We start from the raw sequence: 20273 nt of genomic DNA on the forward strand, positions 1-20273 counted from the left end.
AAATTCTTCAAAGCGCCCACACAGTTTGTCTTCTCAATTCTTAATGAACCTGCCCCGAAGGCGTGCTGCGTATTCTACTGATTTCAGCTCCAGTGTCAAACACTTTTTGCATTTTTTTTAATTGTTTTTTCAATATTAAATTACTCTTCACCATATCGATTTACGAGTGTTCATGTTGACCTAATTTTCAGCTTGATATATCCTTTCTCTACTTTAATCCTATGGAGATCTTAGATGATTCGCGCTGTCGTATTATTAATAATGACAATTTGGGTTAGTTCTGTTTTCGCCTATCCAAATGTACATCACCATAACAGTTCCTCGTTAACCACCGCGTTACGAACCGGAATTGATACCAATGGCAATGTACTCTATTTATGTCAAGCAAAACTATTCGGTAGTATTCAACCCGGTAAGACCTGGGCTGGCTATGGACGGTGTAATGTACCTTATGGAGGTAAAGAATATATAGTTGATCAATTCACTATCCCCAATCAACGTTCCTTTGGTCAATTTAATTGGGAACGCGACCAACGCGGAGCTCTTCAAATTGGTAAAGACACCAATGGAAATCCATTATTTGTTTGTCAGGTAAATTTTAATGGCAGCATACAACCTGGAAAAACATGGCCAGGCTACAATCATTGCAATATATCCTATGCCGGGCGTGAAGTGATCACTGATAATTTTAGGGTTTTAAGCAGGCCACAAGAACTAATTGTAGGATCGAGGATTCCAGGAAGACAATCAAATAATATACACCTACATTATTGATGTGTTCGTAATTAGGGGCTGTTGACATTTCATTATGTGCAAGCCTCCTTTCCGCGGCTTGTTCCGGGATTCGATAGATCTTGTGCAAAACAAGAATATATTGCGCCTATAAAGAGTGAATTGGATCGCCGAACATGTCGCGGGGCGTCGAAACTTGAATTGTTAACAGCCCCTATTTTCTTTCGTAAACAAGAAAGGTCATATCGTATTGATTCTTTTCATCACGCTCTCGAAATCCTGATTTTCGACAGCCCCATACTTCTTCATTAATTTCTGGAAAAAAGACATCGGCCGCAAATGAGTGGTGAATTCTTGTGAGGTATATTCTATCCGCAATATCTATAGCTAGAGAAAATAAATTTGCTCCGCCTATAATCATGACTTCATTTTCTTCAGCTGTAGAACTTATTGCTCTCGCCAATGAATCGAGAACAGTAACTCCATCGATCGAAATCAGAGAATGACTTAATACGATATTTTTTCTTCCAGGTAATGGCCTTCCAATCGACTCAAATGTTTTTCGACCCATAATGATTGGTTTGCCCATAGTAGTTTGTTTAAAATATTGTAGATCCGCAGGTAAATGGCACAGCAATTGGTTGTTACATCCTAAACCACCTCGCTCATCTACAGCCGCGATCAAACTGATAATGCTCATAAACAACTCCTTCTGTGTGCCATTTCCGCGGCCATTTTTACTGCAGCGAGTAAACTACCATGATCAGCGCTATTTTTTCCGGCTAACTCCAGTGCAGTACCGTGATCTACGGATGTTCGTATAATTGGTAATCCAAGTGTGACATTTACTGAATGATTAAAACCCGCAAATTTTAACACCGGTAATCCCTGATCGTGATACATAGCTACATATGCATCACAACTCTCCTCATTGTTTGCGGTAAACATCGTATCTGCAGGCAGTGGTCCTTGCACATCAATACCCTTTTTTCTTAATGATATTAATGCAGGATTTATAACCTCAATTTCCTCACGCCCTAAATATCCCGATTCGCCCGCATGAGGATTTAATCCGGCTACTTTTATTTTCGGATTCAAAATACCAAAATCGTGAATTAATGCATGATTAAGTGTGCTGATTACCTTAATTATTAAGGTCGAGTTTATTGCGTCAGGAACTTGGCGTAATGGAAGATGGGTAGTTACTAGCGCAACTCTCATCTGTTCACAAGCCAACATCATTACTACTTGCTCCACACCAAAAAATTGTGCGAAAAATTCTGTATGCCCTGTAAAGGAAATTCCACCAGCATTAATATTGGCCTTATGAACTGGTGCTGTGACAAGGGCTGAAAACTCGCCCCTGCTGCAAAGAGAGGCCCCTAGATTTAAGAGTTCTATAACATAAGATGCATTTTCAGGATTTAGCTGACCCGGAACGACTAATTCAGGACAGTGTACAGAAAGAACTGTGAGACAACCCGGTTCAGTTTTTACATCCTCTCCGGGCATATATTCATAAAAATCAATTGTCCTGGATAGTTCCGCTGCTCTTACTTTCAGAACATCCAAATCACCTAAGATGACTACCGGTATATTATAGCCTGCAAGTGCCAAACATAAATCAGGGCCAATTCCTGCAGGCTCACCACTGCTAACTAGCAGTGGCTTCATGCCAAGTCCTTATCTATTATATTAACGTATGCTTCAGTTCGCAGATGTTGTTGCCAATTTTGAACTGCTTCAGCAAATTTACGTTGTTGTAAAAACTGTCTGACCTGTTGACGCTTAAATGATTCTGAATCATCTTTTTGCTTACGCGCTATCACTTCAATCAAGTGCCAACCGTATTGAGTTTTCACTGGCTGGCTAACTTTATGTAAAGGCAGACTATTCATTGTTTTCTCAAATTCTGGAACTAATTCACCTGGGTTGACCCAGCCTAAATCACCTCCTTTCACTGCACTTGCGGCATCCAAAGAGTACTGTTTTGCCATCAGAGCAAAGTCTTTTCCGGATTTCAGTTGTTGGTATATGTTTTTCACTTGTTTCAATGAATCAGAAGGCAACATGCTGGCATCAGGCTTTAATAATATGTGGCGTACGTGAGTCTGAGTCACCACATGATGCTGGTTATCTCCTCCCTTGGCCACCAATTTAATTAGTTGAAAGCCATTTCCGGTGCGTAAAGGTCCGACTACCTGGCCTACATTCATTTTAACCACTTCTTTAGCAAAAATTTCAGGCAATTCAGCTAAATGGCGCTCCCCAAGATCGCCGCCCTCTAAAGCCAGTTCGCCACTGGATTCTTCTATTGCCAATCGACTAAAATCCTCGCCTTTTTTAATTTTTGCCAACAATTTTTCCGCATTAGCCCGAGCACTTTTTATCTCTTCCGTTGTAGGTTCCTCGTTCAAAGGGATGACGATATTTTGTAAATGATAGGTAACTGCTGAATTATCCACTGTATTCGCTGTTTTCAAATACTGCTCAACTTGCTCGTTGGTTACTTGAACCTCTTTACCTACAGCTTTCTGTTGCAAGCGGCTCAACAACATTTCTTTGCGAATATTTTGCCGGTATTCCTGCCAGGTGATTCCCTGTTTGGTAATCTCTTCACGTAACTGGGATAAGGTTAAATTGTTCATCGTAGCTACTCGCTCAATCGCTTCATTGAGTTCTGTACTGTCCACTGTAAGTCCATGTTGCTTTGCCAATTGCATTTGCAAATCAACATCTATCAAATGCTGTAATACCTGCTTACGTAAGACGGATTCTTTAGGCATTTGCATTTTTTGAGCAATAATCTGTTTTTTTGATAATTCAACTTGTGCATCCAGCTCACTGGAAGTAATGACTCCGTTATTTACAATAGCAACAACTTTATCTAACAACTGCTTACCTTCAGCACTATTTAACCCTGAAAGTAATACACACACCAATGCCAACCTTTTAAACATGCCTTAATCCTCATTTACTCTTTGTCGCGCAATTTAGGGTATTCTTAAGCAAAATACAAGCAACTTTGGTTAATTTCTAATCTAATTAGCGGCGAAATGGATCGTTATAACCTGGTATATAGGTACTCAGTATATTATAAGGATCACTGTTTGCCACTGATCCTAAGCCTTTTAATAATAATTGCAAATAGACATTATTATTATATTGAGGTTCAAAATCATTATTCAGATTTTTAAATGTTCGTCCTCCCATTAATCTAAGTGCCCAACAGCAGCTATCATATTGAACACCAAACAAAGACATCATGCTGTAATTTTTACTAATATTCTGGCTGTAAGCCCCAATACTGCTCCACTTTTCATTTAATGGCCATGAAAAAGCAATAATTCCCTGATTTAATGCATTATTGGCCGTTCCATTGTTTCTAACTGCTGTTACATCGCCATTAACCAAATAACTGTAACCACCACTTATAATGGCATTCGGGATGGGCTGGTAATGCAAATTTAAATCTGCATTATTTGTAGCCCGAGTAGCTGGATCCCATATGTAATCACCCGTTATTGCCCAAGATGGGTTAATGCGATATACCGCCCTTGATGCAATTGGTGATGTGCCAAAAGTTGAAGATAGATTACCAAACGAATTGGGATCATCAACGCAATATCCAGTAGGGCTTTGGCATAATTGAACCTTTCTATCGGAAAAATACTTAATTTGTCCAATAGTAAAATTAGCTCGTTCAACTCCTGTCTCTTCAGATAACCAACGAGAAGTGATCGCATATGCCAATTGATTTGCATCTCCTATCCGATCAAAACCTGAAAACCGGTTCGTTCTAAATAGTTGATCTGTATTAAATATCATAATTCCAGAATCATAAACAGGAATGGGAGTCTGATTTTGATATGGAACACGCAAATAATAGAGTCTTGGCTCTAAAGTTTGAGTATATGATTCCCCCTTTAGCGATAAATCGCGCTCAAAAAATAACCCGCTATCCACACTAAATCGTGGAATAGTGCGATTAAAGTCCTGATGATATGAGCCCAAAATAGTGCTGTTTTGCACACTGTAATAGTTTTCTACAAGCTGAGCGGAGGGAGTCACATAACCCCATGGTTTCACAATTGGGATTGATACTATAGGATTGAAATGAAATCGAGGGCCTTGAGGCATTCTTAATGGAGCTAAATCCCATCGATCAACAGGCCAATGGAACTGATCGTATTGGCCAAGAATACTGACATTCGCATTAAACGGCAAATCATAGTAATAACCGTTGGCCATTAGCTGAGGCAAGCGTTCATAAACCGGCGAAAGACGTATTTCATTTACCGGTTGTAATGTTTGATAACTTTGCCCCATTCCTTTGAAGGTCCAATTTTCTGTAGAATAAATTAAATCCGCCTGACGTAATAATTGCCGTTGGGTAATCATTACCAGATTAGAACTGAAATCCTGAAAATAATAATCATCAGAAACTTGCTCCAGATTAATATTCATTTGTAAATCTGGAGTAAAATAGGTTCTATCCAAAATACCCAAAGACCAGCGGTTTGTTGAATTACCAAAAAGTCTGGGGTATTGAACTTCGTTATTCCTCAAAAAAGTACCAAAGGCTCTATCATCAGGAAGAAAAGTGCCCTCTATTGTTCCAGAACTCATCCCGCTTAAATAACGAAACTGCCCGCCCATCATGACACCACGTTCAGAATACAGATGCGGCTCAATAGTCATGTCATAGTTTGGAGCCATGTTCCAGTAATAGGGTAAACCGAGATCAAAACCACCCACATTGGAATATCCTACCAAAGGCATCAAAAAACCTGATTTTCGTTCTTTGCTGGTAGGAAAACTTAAATACGGTGTATAAAAGACGGGCAGGTCATGTATCCGAAGTACCGCATTACGTGCAACACCTTTTGCCTTCGCATTATCTAAAGTTAAGCTATCCGCCTCTATGTTCCATGCATTATTCTGAGGCGCACAGGTGGTATAAGTTGCTTTGCGCAAGAAGTAGTCTTTATTAGCAAATCGCCTGATTAAACTGGCGCGCCCCCATGCTGGGAGAACAGCACTGTTGCGATTGGTGTTAAACCGATACAACACATCTTCCGTCATACCGGATTGATCCTGTGGGTTAATGACGGCTTTGCGCGCAATCATCAATCTGTCAGGCTCCAAATAACGGACATCACCCAAAAACTCAATTTTCGTAACCTGATTAGTCTTGGGGTCCCTATATACATAAGCAGTTTGCGCATTGACAACACGCTGATCTTGTTGCACTTCAACATTGCCAGATAGTGTGGAGCGTTTATCACGATAGAAAGAAACTCTATCGGCTAAAATGCGCACTTCGTCAACACTGGCCAAAGGTGTAACTGTTGTTGGTTTATAGGATCCCAAACAGATTGGCGAACTTTGATCTGCTTGCCAGCCCAGGCACTGGGCAAATTTTGCTCTTATAGCATCCGTTAAATCAACATCGCGAGCTATAACACAGGCTTGAATCGGTTCGGATATAAGAGACGCAGAATGAGCAATTCCATGATGTATTAAGAGCGTCAACAGAATTCCGGTCAGGCCAGTACCAATCAAAAACCATTTAGCCGACTTGAAGAAGTCAGTCACCATTTCATGGGAACATTTTAAAAAACAATAGGATCTGTCTCGCAGTAAGACGATTCGTGAAAAAAAATTAAGAAGCTTCTTATAAAACCTGATGTTCACAACAAACAAAATGCCTTATGATGCTTACAATTATCCTCATTTACGACGAGTATATAAATTGTTAGCCAGTAATAAAGTTGGAAAGTATAACATGCATGAACGAGAAAACGCACTGAAAGTATGGCTGGATCATGTTATTCCTCAGAAAGAGTTGAGTCTGGTCTCGCTGGCAGGAGACGCCAGTTTTAGGAGATATTATCGTATTCAATACAATGGTTTATCACGGATAGTAATGGATGCGCCTCCCGATAGAGAAGATCTTGAACCCTTCATCCACTTTGCGACAACAATTGCCAATGCCGATGTCAACACGCCAGAAATTCTTGCTGTCAACAGCAAGCAGGGATTTTTATTGCTGAGTGATTTCGGGGATCAGCTTCTTTTAGGAAAACTTGAAGAACATACTGCCGATACTTACTATCAAGAAGCGCTTAAAACGCTACTAAAATTACAGACTTGCTCTATTAATGATCCCAAGCTGCCGGCCTTTGATAAGCAATTTATGCTCAAAGAGATGGCACTCTGCCCTGAATGGTTTCTCAAAGGATATCTCAAGCTCGATTTGCTAGAGCATGAATCGCTCCTGATGCAACATATTATGGAATGGGTTGCTGCTGAAGTAGAAAAACAGCCTTTAACTTTTATCCACCGGGATTACCATTCACGCAATCTGATGCTAATTGATGGTATACATCAAGTTAATTTTGGCGTAATTGATTTCCAGGATGCCATGAGTGGCCCTCTAACCTATGATTTGGTATCTCTTCTTAAAGATTGTTATATCGCATGGCCAAGAGAGAGAGTTCTACAATGGGTTCGTTTTTTTTATGAACAGAATCACTGTGCCCGCAATACCTATAGTTTTCCAGAATTTATCCGTGCCTTTGACCTCTGTGGTCTGCAGAGGCATTTAAAAGTGTTAGGTGTTTTTTGTCGATTGCATTTACGGGATAATAAATCCGGTTATCTGAATGATTTACCTCTCACCTTAAACTATGTTCTTGAATGTTGTGAGATTTATGAGGAACTTCATCCTCTTTATCATTTTCTGCAAAAGCGAGTATTTTTACCATGAAAGTTGCAATGATTCTGGCTGCCGGGAGGGGAGAACGCTTAAAACCGCTTACTGATGTTCAACCCAAAGCACTGTGCATGGTAAAAAATCGGCCGCTAATCGAACACCACGTTATCAACCTTGCGAATGCAGGCTTTGACAAATTGGTAATAAACCATGCCTATCTAGGAGGGAAAATCCGGCAATATCTCGGTAATGGAGAACGTTATGGCGTAACTATCTGTTACTCTCCCGAACCACCCGGTGGACTTGAGACTGGTGGAGGGATTGTAAAAGCGTTACCTTTATTGGGAAATAAACCATTTATAACTGTCAATGCGGATATATTTACCGATTTCAATTTTGCACAGCTAAATCTTGAATTAGAACAACCGATTCATCTTATTTTGACTAACAATAATCCATTACTTAATCATCATGGGGATTTTAGCCTGGTGAATCAAAATCAGCTGAGTAATGATAATGCACAATATACTTTTGCTGGCATCGCCATTTATCATCCAATCGTATTTGCTCAATGCAAACAAGGCCGATATTCCGTAACTCCATTAATTCGACAATTTGTGTCACAAAATAAGGTAACTGGGAGCCTACATCAAGGAACATGGTTTGATATAGGCTCTTTAGAGAGGATCAGAGCGGCTAATAACAACTAACCACCTGCTGACATACCACCAGTAGGTGTTACTTCTGGCTCAATCTCGATACCTTCTTCTTTGCCAGCTACAGGTTCTTTTCGTACTTCAGGTGCTTTTTCAACTGCTTTCGCTTTTTCAGCGACTACTTGCTGTTCTGGGTATTCATGTAACTGTACAGCGACCGCAATGCCTTTATCTTCCATGAAGGACTCAAATCCTGTATCCGAATTGGTGATTTTTTCTATTAAATTCTTTGAATCGCCAGTCATCGGTTGTCCATTTGCAGCAGTGATTACCTCTCCGTTGTTATCCGCTTGGTATATTTTGCTTCCCTTGCTTACGTTATTTTGTCGAGAAAACCAGGCATTTAATATAGTATCCAATGACTTAACTTGCGTGTTCGAAAGTGAGCTACCATCAGTAGCACTATATCCTCGCAACAATTCGCCAAATTTGCCAAAAGCGATATCCAAATTTATTTTACCTTTTAGGCCTTCCAATTTTTTAGCTGCGGCATTTGCCAGATTTTCTTGCATATTTTGAAAATCAGATAAAAAGTTCTGATCACCGAACCAATGCTGCTTACTGGGTGTTAATTTGTGGTGGACAAATGCTGCAAATTCATCCACCTTCTCCATAATGTCTTTACATTCTTCCAGCATATTGTTATCGGTGAGCAGCTGTCTGAATTGTTGAGCAAAGTACGCCGCTCCGTTGATCGAATTTCCCGTTAGTTTCATTAACTGTAACAGTATATCTTTCGGGGGCAGTGGTTTTTTGGCCATGTTATTAGTCTCTCTAAAACTATTGGAGTATTGTTTCAGTAATAATCACCAAGACATCGCAAATCATAATCTCCAGGGGCTGTTCACAACTGACTCTATTATTTCTCTTTGTTATTATGATCTATTATAGCAAAACCATTTACGTATAATTTAGCGTGAAACGCAACACCTTCAAATACAAAAAAGAAGATAAATCGTGTAGGTTTATTATAACAAACCAGTGCCGTTATTTCGGCAGCTGGTTGTTCAATTGATGTTAATAAAATGTAAATTTTACATAAACGGAGTTTTTATCGTATCGATAACGGAATTAAATGTTTTCTTTTTCATCGAATCAAATGTGAATTCATCAACCAGAATTGCTTCCCAGCGAGCATCTTCAACTGCAAGGAGTTCATTCATTTCTTGTTGATTCAACTCACCTTTTTCAACTTTTTCCTGCAATTTATCCTTTAGTTTACCGAATTTGAACCGTTTTAAATCATTGACCTTTGCAGTCAGTCCTTCTGTTTGAATAATCAACTGAAGAGCATGTTCCATTCGATCAACGGGTTGTTTTGGATCGCCACTTAAAAAGATGATTTTTTTCAATCGATCACGGTAGTTATTATTACCGGTCATTAATTTTGCTAATTTTTGATCCAGTTTATCACTAGGGTATTGCATGGTTTGTCCAAAAGGAAAAGCAAGCAAACGGGCAACAAAACCTAATAACCTGGAAGGAAAATTATGACAAAGCGAGATCATGGATTTTTGTGCATGATAAAAGCAGTAACTAACAGCCCATTTTGCATGCAATTGTTCATCAGGATGATCTTGATTCATCTGCACATTGCGTAAGACCGCCATGGCCATATAGAGGTACGACATGCCATCAGCAAGACGAGCAGAAACACGCTCTCTTCGCTTTAAATCGCCCCCTAGATAGATTAAAGATAAATCGGCAAGCCAGGCATAAGCATGACTTAAACGAGCCAGGCGCTTGTATTCCCTTTTCATCGAATTATCTGGCACCGAAATGAATATCCCGCCAGTCCATGCAGAACACACTGTTTTTGCCAGATTTTGCATGAAATAGTGAATATGCTTCCAGATTATTTCACTGAAGGCCTCTTTATTCTCTCCTGCAACGGCATAAAACTCATCTCGAATGTAAGGATGACAGGCCATGGATCCCTGACCAAAAATCAGTAGATTTCGTGACATCACATTGGCCCCTTCAACTGTTATCGAGATAGGAACACCTTGATAAAAGGTAGTTAAATAGTTTCGAGGACCAACGACAACTGCTCGACCTGCATGTACATCCATAGCCGAATTCACTACGATTCGGGCTAATTCTGTATTGAAATATTTGGTAATAGCAGAAGCTACTGAAGGCTTTTTATGCTCATTCACCGCAGCAACGGTCAATAAGCGTGTTGAATTAATTAAATAATTTAAGCCTGCAATTTCAGCCAGCTTTTCTGCAACACCTTCAAACTGCCCTATTTCGACATTAAATTGGCGGCGAATTCGTGCAAAAGCTCCAGAAGTTAAATAAGAAACAGAAGATGATCCGGCGCCTAAGGCTGGTAACGAAATGGAACGACCTATAGACAAACATTCAACCAGCATTTGCCAACCAGCACCCGCTTTTTTCTGACCGCCAATAATGGAGGTAATCGGCACAAATATGTCTTTACCGCGGATAGTGCCGTTCATAAAAGGCTGATCTGCAGGTAAATGTCGGTTACCAATTTCAAGATGTTCAGTTTCTCTTGGAATCAATATACAGGTAATTCCTTCCTCACCCTCGCCTTGTAACAAACCATCAGGGTCTTTCAAATTGACTGCCAAGCCAATTAAAGTAGCCACAGGAGCCAATGTGATCCAACGCTTATCTAAAGTAATGCTAAGACCCAGAACGGATTTACCCTCAATTTTCTTTTTGACTACAATGGCGTAGGATTGAATGGAAGTAGCATCACTGCCAGCACCAGGTTCAGTCAAAGCAAAACAGGGAATATCTATTCCTTTGGCAAGGCGGGGTAAATAATATGCTTTCTGATCTTCGGTACCGTAGTAGTTGAGTAATTCACCTGGGCCTAAAGAGTTAGGAACCATGACTGTTACAGCAGCTACTCCTGAGCGAGTCGCAAGTTTCAATACGACATCGGAGTGTGCTCGTGCGGAAAAGCCCTTGCCCCCAAACTCTTTAGGTATCACTAATCCGAAAAAGCCTTTTTCTTTGATATAATTCCACACTTTGGCAGGTAAATCACGCTCCTGGCTGATTTCCCATTCATCGAGCATACTGCATAAAATTTGGGTCTCATTATCTAAAAATGCTTGTTCTTCTTCTGTGAGCTCGGTGGACACTTTGGATAATCTGTCCCAGTCAGGTGTTCCGGTAAAGATATCCTGCTCCAGCCAGGTATCTCCAGCATTGAGAGCTTCTTCTTCTGTTTTTGACAATTTAGGAACCGATTTTCCGGCTGTTTTATATAAAAAATCTGCAATATAAGCTCGAACAGGCTCAACCTGAACAACTATTATGGCCAACAGAATAATAGCCCAAAGCATTATCCCAATTACCCATGGAAAACCCAATCCAAAAGTCGCCAGAATCAAATATGCGGCACTGCCAATCTCCCATATCAGTGGATTCATGGCTCTATACAGTACTACCAGAGTAAATACCAGATAAACTAAAAAAAATAATATTGCCATAAATATACCTTCCTTTGCTTTCTTATTATTGCAGGATAGATTACAAGTATATACCCTTTACGCTTCATTTTGCGAGTATCCTATTACTCACATTTTAAAAAGAAAACGTTGATTAAACTTGCATAAACTGACTTCTTGATCCAATGTAAATATATAGGCATAGGTGATTAAAACATGACCCAAAGACTTGTTTGGAATTTTGAATTTTCGACAACGAAAACGATCCCGTTAACAAATCTCGTCACTGATGAGCACGATATCATTAAATGGGAACGACGTTTTTTCTGGCCTGAATCTGAAATTATTCATTTAACCTGTATTGATAACTCTTTACTGAATCTTGCTAATTATCATCAGAAGCATAAAGAGGATTACTATTACATACTTCCGGACTCTAATTTAAATATTAAACTGCGACGTAATGAGTTACTGTACAAACCTATACTGCAACAAACCCCGTCAGCTACAGGATTTGGCGCCAAAATTAATCTGGACGCGATACAACATGACGCTGATAGCGAAGAAGACATTAATTCAGATTATTTATTCTCTATTGCTAAAGAAGCCCGAGAAAAAGGAATAGAAGTTTTTGTGAAGAAAGAAGCGTTTATTTATAAATTTCCAAGCACTCCTCATATAAAACTTGAATTAGCTCGTCTGGAAGTCAAAGGTCACGTTTATTTTAGCGCCTGCATCGAAGGTAAATCACTCTATTTAGTAGAATTACTGAGCGATCTCTTGCTGGGCACACAGGTTTCCTGCGAATATGTAACTTTCCTGAAAAACATCATTAAATCATGATAAAAACCCTGTTAGGTATCATTTACAGCTTTGGAAAAATTGGCATCATCTCTTTAGGTGGTGGAAATTCCTTACTGAAACTACTGGAATATGAAGCTGTTACTTACAGGCATTGGGTAGATAATGAAGAGTTCATAGGAATGCTGGGAACCAGTTTCTTATTTCCTGGACTGACTGCAGTAAAATTATCAGCACTAATAGGATATAAGGCTGGAGGGGCTTTAGGCTTAATCCTCGCTGTCGTGTGTCTGAATCTGCCTGGCCTGGTTATGGCAATACTGGGTTATCAGTGGTTAACATCCCATAATGGGCCTGTGACAAGAAAAATTATGATTTCGGTGCAATATGGTTCCTTGGCTCTTTTGGCTGCAGCAACCTTTTCTGTAGCGCAGGGGGTTATTGACATCCATTTTTCAATTCCGATAGCACTGATTACCGTATTGTTTTTTATTGCCCTGGCTGTATGGAATCTGTCCCCTTTTTATGGCTTTCTTGGCTTTATAGCACTATGCTTTATTTTGGTACGCTGAACAAGTCTGCCCGGCGAGGTTACCAATCTGCTTTTATGAAGGACTAACCGAGTAATGTGCTAAAATTTGATTAAGAATCATTAAATTAAACACTAAATTCAACGGATGGGTTGAGTTTTTTCTGATTCAGATCTAACCTGAAAAAAAAAGAAAATGGAGTTCCACTTGGATACTACTCTGGATAACCCAGATTATTATATCAATAGAGAGTTTTCTGCTATTGCTTTTAATCAGCGAGTACTCATGCTTGCAAATGATGAGCGAGTTCCCTTATTAGAGCGGATGCGATTTCTTAGTATTTGCAGTAGTAACCTCGATGAGTTTTTTGAAATTCGTGTTGCAGGTCTTAAAGAAAAAATTGCTCTTTCTTCTGGAAAACTGACCATTGATGGTTTACGAGCAGATGAGGCATTTAGCCAAATAAGCCAAAGAGCACATCTTTTAATTGATCAGCTTTACAGCATTTTCAACAAGCAATTACTCCCTGCATTACGTAAAGAAAATATTCATTTTCTTGAAACCGATCAATGGACTGATGACATCCATTTATGGGCAAAGCATTATTTTAAAAACGAAATAATGCCCGTTATAAGCCCCATAGCATTGGATTTGGCTCATCCTTTACCAAGGTTAATTAATAAAAGCCTTAACTTCATCATTTCATTAAGTGGTAAAGATGCCTTTGATCGTAATATTGATTATGCAGTGGTGCATGCTCCGAGGTCTATACCACGCATGATTCATTTACCTTCAGAACTTTGTGGCGACGCTCATTACTTCGTTTATTTATCCTCCATTATAAAAACCCATGTAAACAGCTTATTCCCGGGGATGGAGATTAGTGGATGCTATTCTTTTCGCCTGACCCGTAATAGCGATCTGTTTCTTAGAGAAGAAGAAATTGATGATTTAGCCAAAGCCGTGCAACGCGAAATATTTTCACGCCATTATGGGCATGTGGTTCGATTGGAAATTGAACAAAAATGTCCCGATAAAATTGTAGATTTTCTTTTACAAAAATATCATCTTCGCCATGAGGATGCTTATTATTGTGATGGACCTGTTAATCTTCAAAGATATATGATTGCGATTAACAGCATAGACCGGCCGGATCTTAACTATCCTGTATTTAACTCACAATATCCTAAACTTCCAAAGACCCAGCGTAATTTATTTAATATTCTTGATGAGCAAGACATATTATTACACCATCCTTATCAAAGTTTTGATTTAGTTATTGATTTTGTCCGACAAGCAGCAGCAGATCCCAATGTCCTGGCAATCAATCAAACATTGTACCGGACTCACTCAGAGTCAGTCATGGTTGATGCCTTGGTGAATGCCGCGCACTCAGGAAAAGAAGTCACCGCAGTGATTGAATTACGTGCCCGATTTAATGAGGAATCCAACTTAAAAATGGCCAATAAGCTTCATGCGGCAGGTATTCTGGTACTTTACGGTGTGGTGGGGTATAAAACTCATGCAAAAATGACCTTGGTGGTCAGAAGAACTCATGGAAAGTTAAAACGATATGTGCATTTGAGCACGGGAAATTACCATGAACAAACAGCGAAACGTTATACCGATTTGGGATTGTTAACCGCTGAACCGACAATTACTTCTGATGCACAACTTATCTTTCAACAATTAACCGGATTAGGTAAGGTAGTAAAACTGAAAGCCCTTAGTCACTCACCCTTTACCCTGCACAAAACACTCTTACAACTTATTGAACAATGCACTACTGCCGCCACTGAAGGCAAGGATAGTGAAATCATGCTTAAGGTAAATGGAATCACGGATAGAGTAACGATTCAGGCTTTATACAAAGCATCACAGGCAGGGGTAAAAATTAATCTTATGGTTCGTGGAGTATGCTGCTTAAAACCAGGTTTGCCCGGTGTTTCTGACAACATCAGGGTATTTTCTTTTATTGGCCGTTTTCTAGAACACCATCGAGTTTACTATTTTCGTACCAATGATGAGGAACGTTATTTTTGTGCGAGTGCAGACCTAATGGAACGAAATTTATATCATCGCATTGAAATCATGTTTCCAATTCTTGAAGAAGAGTGTCAAAAAAGAATCAAGAATGAAATCATTAAAAACTATCTAAAAGACAACAGTAATACCTGGGAGATGCAAAGCGATGGAACTTATAAGCCCTCGACCCAAGGTAATTATTGTGCCCAGGAAAAATTAATTGAACTCTATGCTGAAAAAGATACTCCAATTTAAGATATGCTGAAACGATCATTAAAGGCTATGAAAACGCATTTATAGCAATAGTGTTTTGCTCAACTTGCCTGGCTCTTCTCTTGCCAGGCGTGGTAATAAATATCCAGGCAGTAGGCTTTGTAACTGCTGATAGATAACCTGCGCTCGTGAAAAGGGCATATCAAAGTGCGCAGCGCCTTTTACCTTGTCCAGAACATGAAGATAGTAAGGCAGTACTCCATAAGAGAATAAAGCATGGCTTAAAGCGGCCAAAATCTTAGGGTTATCATTTACTCCTGTTAATAAAACACTCTGATTCATTAACAGGCATCCTGATTTCTTTAAGTCAGCACATGCTTTTAAAACGCTCTCATCCAACTCTTGCTCGTGGTTGCAGTGCAATACAACTACTTTTTTTAGTCGTGTTGACTCCAAAATAGAAAGTAAATCAGTATCTATCCTCTCAGGAAGCACCACTGGAATTCGAGTGTGCACCCTTAAAGTTGTTACATGCTGAATCTGTTCTAATTGCTGGATTAATTCTTTTAATACTAAATCAGAGGCAAGTAAGGGATCTCCGCCACTTAATATAACTTCAGTAATGGATGAGTCTTTTGCTATATACGCACAAATCTCCCTCCAACCATTTCGCCCAGGATTATTCTCCTTATAGGGGAAATGTCTTCGAAAGCAATAACGGCAATTAACAGCACAAGCACCTGCAACAGTTAAGAGTACCCTTCCATGATATTTATGAATCAAGCCTTTTAAAGGATTAGCACTCGATTCAACAAGAGGATCCAAACTGTAGGCATCATGACTGGCCAACTCGTTATCTACTGCCAGTACCTGCAACAGCAAGGGATCGTTCGGATTGCCCTTTTGCATCCGATTTGCAAAACCCATGGGTATACGAGAGGAAAACTCTTTCTCAGCCAAAGCGCTTCCCATTTTAATTGGCAATTCTAAATAACTTAATAAATCAGTTGCTGAATTAAAACCTTGTGCTAATTTTTTTTGCCAACTCAATGAGGAATCTCGCATTAATTATACAGACTTGATAAACTGTGCGAACTTTAGCGAAAATACAGCAAAATCTCAACTGTGGAGCACGAATGGCAATCTATAGCACTAATGAATTTAAAAATGGCTTAAAAGTAATGGTAGACGATGCTCCTTGCAGCATTCTTGATTGCGAATTTGTTAAGCCCGGTAAGGGGCAGGCATTTACTCGCGTAAAAATTCGCAATCTGAAAACAGGGCGCGTTGTAGAGCGTACCTTTAAATCAGGCGATACCCTTCCATCTGCTGATGTAGCTGATGTAGAAATGCAATATCTCTACAATGATGGAGAGCAATGGCATTTTATGGTTCCTGACAACTTCGAACAATATGCACTTAATGAAGCAGTTCTTGCAGATGCTGCTCAATGGTTAAAAGAGCAAGATATTTGTATTGTTACCTTATGGAATAATGAGCCAATACAAGTTCTTCCCCCAACTTTTGTTATTTTGGAAATTGTTGAAACAGATCCTGGCTTGAAAGGAGATACTTCTGGCGGTGGCGGTAAACCTGCAAAATTGGAAACAGGAGCCGTAGTTCGTGTACCTCTGTTTGTTCAAACAGGCGAATTAATTAAAGTGGACACACGAAAAGGCGAGTATGTTTCTCGAGCAAAAGAATAATCGTCAACACCACGGACTTAAATGAAGTTGCTTCGCAACACTATTTAATCCCCCTCACCCTTAATCCCTCTCCCCCACGCTGCGCGCAGTGGAGAGGGGAAACTCAATTAAGGCATATGCTGCTCAAATGAAGTTACTTCACAACACTGTTTAATCTCCCTCGACCTTATTCCCTTTTCCCCACGCTGCACGCAGAAGAGGAAACTCGGTTAGGCATATGCTCTAATATCCATTGTAATAGCCACCACCCCAATAACCGTAATCATCTGCCCAATAACTAGAATAGTAATAGTTATTTCCCCAATATGGCCTGTTACTATAATAACCTACGGAATATACATAATCATTGCTGTAACCTGGATCATAAGCCACTGTATCGATAGAAACAGTTTCTACAGTGCAACCAGTCAATAGCAATAAAGGAACACTTATAACAAGAGAAACAAGTAACTTGTTCATGATAGCTTCCTAGCAAGTTTGTCGCATTTTAATTATACAACATGAACCAATATTACTCAAATAGTGATCATGGATGCTGCAGGAAGGCATACATAATTGGCAGTAAACCAGGATGTCAATCGAACCCGGCAGATTATCCACGGCTGTCCCATTAAAAATATGACGTCTTTCCGAGCGTAGCGAGGAATCTCCTGCAAGGTTGCACGATCCTATTACAATGCGGTCTTTAAAATCATATCAAGAGTTGAGTCTCCCCAGCCAGCCTTTTTCTGCAGGCGCCTAATACTCATATCCTTAAATTTCTTTAGCGTGTCGAAATGATATAAAAATCCAGGTACATCTTCTGATGACATCATTAAATTCCCTGTAAAAAAAAGAGTTTAAAAGGTAATGATAATTAATGCATTAATTCAGATTGTGCCAATTTGCAGGAGATTCCTCGCTACGCTCGGAAAGACGTCATATTTTTAATCGGACAGCCGTGGCCGATTATCCTTTTTAGAGCAAATAACAATAAAATTAAGCCCGTATTAACAAGAGTTAATACGGGCGGTATGAAGTGGATTTTGATATTTCACATAGTACAGGCAACGACCACCCGAGTTCTGAGCCGCGACTGATAAACACGATGGAGGTATATGGAGAGCTTAAGGTTTCCTACCCAAAGTAGGCTTACACACCACTCTTCAAAGCAACCTCCCAATCTAAAACTATTTACTGGTTCAGTCAGGATCAGTCATTACCTATATGCTTTAATGATAGACTAACAAAAGCAATATTGGCAAATAATTATACAAATAATCGCATGGTTCGCACTTTGTAGCGTCTTTATGCTTACTGTGATTGAGCCTTTCGATACAAGTGATTCGCAGAAGCTTGTACTGTGGGCATGATGATCATTTGTTCAATATCAACATGCTGTGGACGAGTAATACAGTATACTACGGCATCGGCAACATCATCAGCCAATAAAGGCTGAAATTCTTTATAAAATTCCTGGGCTCTTTTTTTATCATTCCAACGTACTTCACTAAACTCGGTATTGACTGCGCCAGGAGCTATTTCAGTTACTCTGACAGCACTCCCGAGCATATCCAGTCTCATTGATTTTGATAATGCATGCACCGCATGTTTCGTTGCAGAATAGATATTCCCATTAGGATAACATTCATGTCCCGCGATTGAGCCAATATTCACTACATGGCCATGAGCCCGCTCCAGCATGCCCGGAATGACTTCACGACTGACATAAAGCAGCCCTTTTATATTTGTATCGATCATAGTATCCCAATGATCTTCAATACCCTGTGAGATAGGCAGGGTGTCTAAAGCAAGACCAGCATTGTTAATCAGCACATCAATAGTTTGCCATTCCTCAGGTAAGGAATGTAACTGCAATTTCACTTGTGCTTTATCCCTAACATCCAGAGGCATAATATGATTTTTATTTTTAAACTGTTGGGTTAATTCCTGAGCCAATTGTTCCAAACGCTCTGTTCGTCGTGCACTTAAAATTAATCGGGCTCCCTGAGCAGCACACAAACGCGCGCATGCCTCACCAATACCACTGGATGCTCCTGTTATTAAAACAATTTTATTCGTTAACAAATTCATTTATTTACCTCAGCAAATTTTAACTCTAATGAATTACGCGGATTAGAGTTTTATAAAGTAATGATAAGTGAATCATTACAAACTATCCTATTCTCTTCAAGATAAAAGATACCTTAGCCAGACCAGTGTCTGTTGACAGTTGATGCTCCCCCGCTAATTTAATAGACTTTTTACTTCTTTAAGAGCTATATTTATCTTTTGATTAAATGAGCACCTTATTAAACGGAGTTAATATGTCAGAGCGCGATTGGCCAGCAAACGATTATGCAATTGGATCCTACATTCAGGCATCTGTAGCTGATCATTTCCTTCCAAATATTAAGATTGCTCCAACAGCCAAAGTATTGGATATAGGTTGTGGTAATGGCAGTTATACGCGAAAAATACTGGATATGGTTCCAAAGGGTTCCGTACTGGGAATAGATCCATCAGAAAACATGTTAAAACTGGCACACGAAATTACTTTTGAGTATCCCAATTTTTCAATTAAAAAAGACAATGTAATCAGCATGAAGTACACAGAACAATTTGATTCTATTGTTTCATTCTGGTGCCTGCAGTGGACAACAAACATCTACAAATCTTTTGAACATATTATAAAAGCCCTAAAACCAGGCGGTACATTTTTTACATTATTCCCATCTGGCGATGATCCCTTCATTATGAGTTATTATGCCCTCAGAGATTCAGGCAGATTCAGCGCGCTGTCTGACTTTAAACCGCCAATGGACTATTCACAATTAACTAACCTGAACAATAAACTTCAGACTCTCGCCTGTAAAACGCTCAACGTAGAATTATGCAAACAATCCATTATTCTGCCATCATTAGACGTTTTTAGAAAATTTGTTAATGGTATTGCATTTTATCAGGGACAATTAGCAGACCCCGATGTAAAAGAGATCAATGAAGCCATGGTTCAATATTTTGAAAATGAATGTCAGCTTCATTATCAAGGAGAATATCAGTTTAACTTTGCTATTTATTTAGTAACTGGCGAGAAATAAAACACTAACGGGTAATTGAGCCTTTTAATAAAAAAGTACGAGCGAGCTTAGGATATCCATAAAGCTTTTCATATAACAACCAGAGTAAATTACATACAAGAAAGCATAGAGACCACTTAAAATGAATTCATCTGTTTCATTATAAAGCATAAAGCCTTCTTTGCTTTTCTTTTTTCAAGACAGGCCAATAAAATAGCAGCATACTCAATACCTGCCATCAGAGCACTATAACTCTATGATTAAAAACACAATATTAAAGCTATTTAAATTATTAATAATGACTATCAATTTTTTAATGTTTACTCTGAAAATTTCGATTGT

General features: G+C 39.3%; 18 protein-coding genes. 8 read left to right on the forward strand and 10 right to left on the reverse strand.

Annotation, left to right across the window (positions count from 1 at the left end; genetic code table 11):
* The first annotated feature begins 234 nt into the window (after positions 1-234).
* Positions 235-774, forward strand: coding sequence for a DUF3421 domain-containing protein (locus ELY21_RS13165; RefSeq protein ID WP_127110180.1), 540 nt, complete (start codon positions 235-237; stop codon positions 772-774).
* A gap of 172 nt (positions 775-946) precedes the next feature.
* Here the strand turns inward: ELY21_RS13165 and ELY21_RS13170 are convergent, their stop codons facing one another.
* The 4 genes from ELY21_RS13170 to ELY21_RS13185 form a co-directional block, all read right to left on the reverse strand.
* Positions 947-1432, reverse strand: coding sequence for a dihydrofolate reductase (locus ELY21_RS13170; RefSeq protein ID WP_127110182.1), 486 nt, complete (start codon positions 1430-1432; stop codon positions 947-949).
* Positions 1429-2406 carry a 4-hydroxythreonine-4-phosphate dehydrogenase PdxA gene (pdxA, locus tag ELY21_RS13175; protein WP_127110184.1) on the reverse strand — a complete coding sequence of 326 codons (978 nt, stop codon included), beginning with the start codon at positions 2404-2406 and terminating at the stop codon, positions 1429-1431. Before pdxA ends, ELY21_RS13170 begins: the two co-directional genes overlap by 4 nt.
* Positions 2403-3692 carry a peptidylprolyl isomerase gene (locus ELY21_RS13180; protein ID WP_127110186.1) on the reverse strand — a complete coding sequence of 430 codons (1290 nt, stop codon included), beginning with the start codon at positions 3690-3692 and terminating at the stop codon, positions 2403-2405. Before ELY21_RS13180 ends, pdxA begins: the two co-directional genes overlap by 4 nt.
* An 85-nt stretch (positions 3693-3777) precedes the next feature.
* The gene (locus ELY21_RS13185) at positions 3778-6333 is read right to left on the reverse strand and encodes an LPS-assembly protein LptD (RefSeq protein ID WP_370272669.1); all 2556 of its coding nucleotides are present in this window, start codon (positions 6331-6333) and stop codon (positions 3778-3780) included.
* A gap of 187 nt (positions 6334-6520) precedes the next feature.
* Between ELY21_RS13185 and ELY21_RS13190 the strand changes: the two genes are divergently transcribed.
* Together ELY21_RS13190 and murU are read left to right on the forward strand one after the other, a co-directional pair.
* The gene (locus ELY21_RS13190) at positions 6521-7504 is read left to right on the forward strand and encodes an aminoglycoside phosphotransferase family protein (protein WP_127110254.1); all 984 of its coding nucleotides are present in this window, start codon (positions 6521-6523) and stop codon (positions 7502-7504) included.
* Positions 7501-8160 carry an N-acetylmuramate alpha-1-phosphate uridylyltransferase MurU gene (gene murU, locus ELY21_RS13195; RefSeq protein ID WP_127110190.1) on the forward strand — a complete coding sequence of 220 codons (660 nt, stop codon included), beginning with the start codon at positions 7501-7503 and terminating at the stop codon, positions 8158-8160. The genes ELY21_RS13190 and murU overlap by 4 nt, the downstream gene beginning before the upstream one ends.
* On the opposite strand, the gene ELY21_RS13200 is transcribed toward murU, so the two are convergent.
* Positions 8157-8927 (reverse strand): hypothetical protein, encoded by a 771-nt coding sequence (locus ELY21_RS13200; RefSeq protein ID WP_127110192.1) that lies wholly within the window; start codon positions 8925-8927, stop codon positions 8157-8159. The two genes, murU and ELY21_RS13200, sit on opposite strands and share 4 nt — an antisense overlap.
* 273 nt (positions 8928-9200) lie before the next feature.
* Positions 9201-11639 carry an acyl-CoA dehydrogenase gene (locus ELY21_RS13205; protein ID WP_127110194.1) on the reverse strand — a complete coding sequence of 813 codons (2439 nt, stop codon included), beginning with the start codon at positions 11637-11639 and terminating at the stop codon, positions 9201-9203.
* 174 nt (positions 11640-11813) lie between these two features.
* Between ELY21_RS13205 and ELY21_RS13210 the strand changes: the two genes are divergently transcribed.
* From ELY21_RS13210 to ppk1, 3 genes are all read left to right on the forward strand, one after another.
* Positions 11814-12440 (forward strand): hypothetical protein, encoded by a 627-nt coding sequence (locus ELY21_RS13210; RefSeq protein ID WP_127110196.1) that lies wholly within the window; start codon positions 11814-11816, stop codon positions 12438-12440.
* Positions 12437-12970: a chromate transporter gene (locus tag ELY21_RS13215; RefSeq protein ID WP_127110198.1), complete on the forward strand. Its 534-nt coding sequence runs from the start codon at positions 12437-12439 to the stop codon at positions 12968-12970. The genes ELY21_RS13210 and ELY21_RS13215 overlap by 4 nt, the downstream gene beginning before the upstream one ends.
* Positions 12971-13123: 153 nt before the next feature.
* Complete coding sequence (gene ppk1, locus ELY21_RS13220; protein ID WP_127110200.1) at positions 13124-15208, forward strand: polyphosphate kinase 1; 2085 nt, start codon at positions 13124-13126, stop codon at positions 15206-15208.
* Between the two features lie 39 nt (positions 15209-15247).
* Here ppk1 and epmB read toward each other — a convergent pair whose 3' ends face one another.
* Entirely contained in the window at positions 15248-16231 is a 984-nt protein-coding gene (epmB, locus tag ELY21_RS13225; protein WP_127110202.1) for an EF-P beta-lysylation protein EpmB, read from the reverse strand.
* A gap of 71 nt (positions 16232-16302) precedes the next feature.
* Between epmB and efp the strand changes: the two genes are divergently transcribed.
* Complete coding sequence (gene efp, locus ELY21_RS13230) at positions 16303-16872, forward strand: elongation factor P (protein ID WP_028385366.1); 570 nt, start codon at positions 16303-16305, stop codon at positions 16870-16872.
* Positions 16873-17094: 222 nt separating this feature from the next.
* Here the strand turns inward: efp and ELY21_RS13235 are convergent, their stop codons facing one another.
* The 3 genes from ELY21_RS13235 to ELY21_RS13240 form a co-directional block, all read right to left on the reverse strand.
* Positions 17095-17331 (reverse strand): hypothetical protein, encoded by a 237-nt coding sequence (locus ELY21_RS13235; RefSeq protein WP_127110204.1) that lies wholly within the window; start codon positions 17329-17331, stop codon positions 17095-17097.
* Positions 17332-17543: 212 nt separating this feature from the next.
* Positions 17544-17687: a hypothetical protein gene (locus ELY21_RS15650; RefSeq protein WP_158618566.1), complete on the reverse strand. Its 144-nt coding sequence runs from the start codon at positions 17685-17687 to the stop codon at positions 17544-17546.
* Positions 17688-18165: 478 nt separating this feature from the next.
* A complete protein-coding gene (locus ELY21_RS13240) occupies positions 18166-18945 on the reverse strand; it encodes an SDR family NAD(P)-dependent oxidoreductase (protein WP_127110206.1) in 780 nt (259 codons plus the stop codon).
* Between the two features lie 233 nt (positions 18946-19178).
* On the opposite strand from ELY21_RS13240, the gene ELY21_RS13245 reads away from it, so the two are divergent.
* On the forward strand, positions 19179-19952 hold the full coding sequence (locus ELY21_RS13245) for a class I SAM-dependent methyltransferase (protein WP_127110208.1): 774 nt from the start codon (positions 19179-19181) through the stop codon (positions 19950-19952).
* Positions 19953-20273: the final 321 nt, after the last annotated feature.

Origin of the sequence: Legionella sp. km535, assembly GCF_003990085.1 — a bacterium.
Taxonomy (GTDB): Bacteria; Pseudomonadota; Gammaproteobacteria; order Legionellales; family Legionellaceae; genus Legionella; species Legionella moravica.

Bases quoted from the DNA above. Each gene is read 5' to 3' on its own strand.
- ELY21_RS13205 (WP_127110194.1), bottom strand. From the start codon at position 11,639: ATGGCAATATTATTTTTTTTAGTTTATCTGGTATTTACTCTGGTAGTA.
- ELY21_RS13180 (WP_127110186.1), bottom strand. From the start codon at position 3,692: ATGTTTAAAAGGTTGGCATTGGTGTGTGTATTACTTTCAGGGTTAAAT.
- ELY21_RS13210 (WP_127110196.1), top strand. From the start codon at position 11,814: ATGACCCAAAGACTTGTTTGGAATTTTGAATTTTCGACAACGAAAACG.
- murU (WP_127110190.1), top strand. From the start codon at position 7,501: ATGAAAGTTGCAATGATTCTGGCTGCCGGGAGGGGAGAACGCTTAAAA.
- efp (WP_028385366.1), top strand. From the start codon at position 16,303: ATGGCAATCTATAGCACTAATGAATTTAAAAATGGCTTAAAAGTAATG.
- ELY21_RS13235 (WP_127110204.1), bottom strand. From the start codon at position 17,331: ATGAACAAGTTACTTGTTTCTCTTGTTATAAGTGTTCCTTTATTGCTA.
- ppk1 (WP_127110200.1), top strand. From the start codon at position 13,124: ATGGAGTTCCACTTGGATACTACTCTGGATAACCCAGATTATTATATC.
- ELY21_RS13245 (WP_127110208.1), top strand. From the start codon at position 19,179: ATGTCAGAGCGCGATTGGCCAGCAAACGATTATGCAATTGGATCCTAC.
- epmB (WP_127110202.1), bottom strand. From the start codon at position 16,231: ATGCGAGATTCCTCATTGAGTTGGCAAAAAAAATTAGCACAAGGTTTT.
- ELY21_RS13190 (WP_127110254.1), top strand. From the start codon at position 6,521: ATGCATGAACGAGAAAACGCACTGAAAGTATGGCTGGATCATGTTATT.
- ELY21_RS13170 (WP_127110182.1), bottom strand. From the start codon at position 1,432: ATGAGCATTATCAGTTTGATCGCGGCTGTAGATGAGCGAGGTGGTTTA.
- ELY21_RS13215 (WP_127110198.1), top strand. From the start codon at position 12,437: ATGATAAAAACCCTGTTAGGTATCATTTACAGCTTTGGAAAAATTGGC.
- ELY21_RS13240 (WP_127110206.1), bottom strand. From the start codon at position 18,945: ATGAATTTGTTAACGAATAAAATTGTTTTAATAACAGGAGCATCCAGT.
- ELY21_RS13200 (WP_127110192.1), bottom strand. From the start codon at position 8,927: ATGGCCAAAAAACCACTGCCCCCGAAAGATATACTGTTACAGTTAATG.
- ELY21_RS13165 (WP_127110180.1), top strand. From the start codon at position 235: ATGATTCGCGCTGTCGTATTATTAATAATGACAATTTGGGTTAGTTCT.
- pdxA (WP_127110184.1), bottom strand. From the start codon at position 2,406: ATGAAGCCACTGCTAGTTAGCAGTGGTGAGCCTGCAGGAATTGGCCCT.
- ELY21_RS13185 (WP_370272669.1), bottom strand. From the start codon at position 6,333: ATGGTGACTGACTTCTTCAAGTCGGCTAAATGGTTTTTGATTGGTACT.
- ELY21_RS15650 (WP_158618566.1), bottom strand. From the start codon at position 17,687: ATGATGTCATCAGAAGATGTACCTGGATTTTTATATCATTTCGACACG.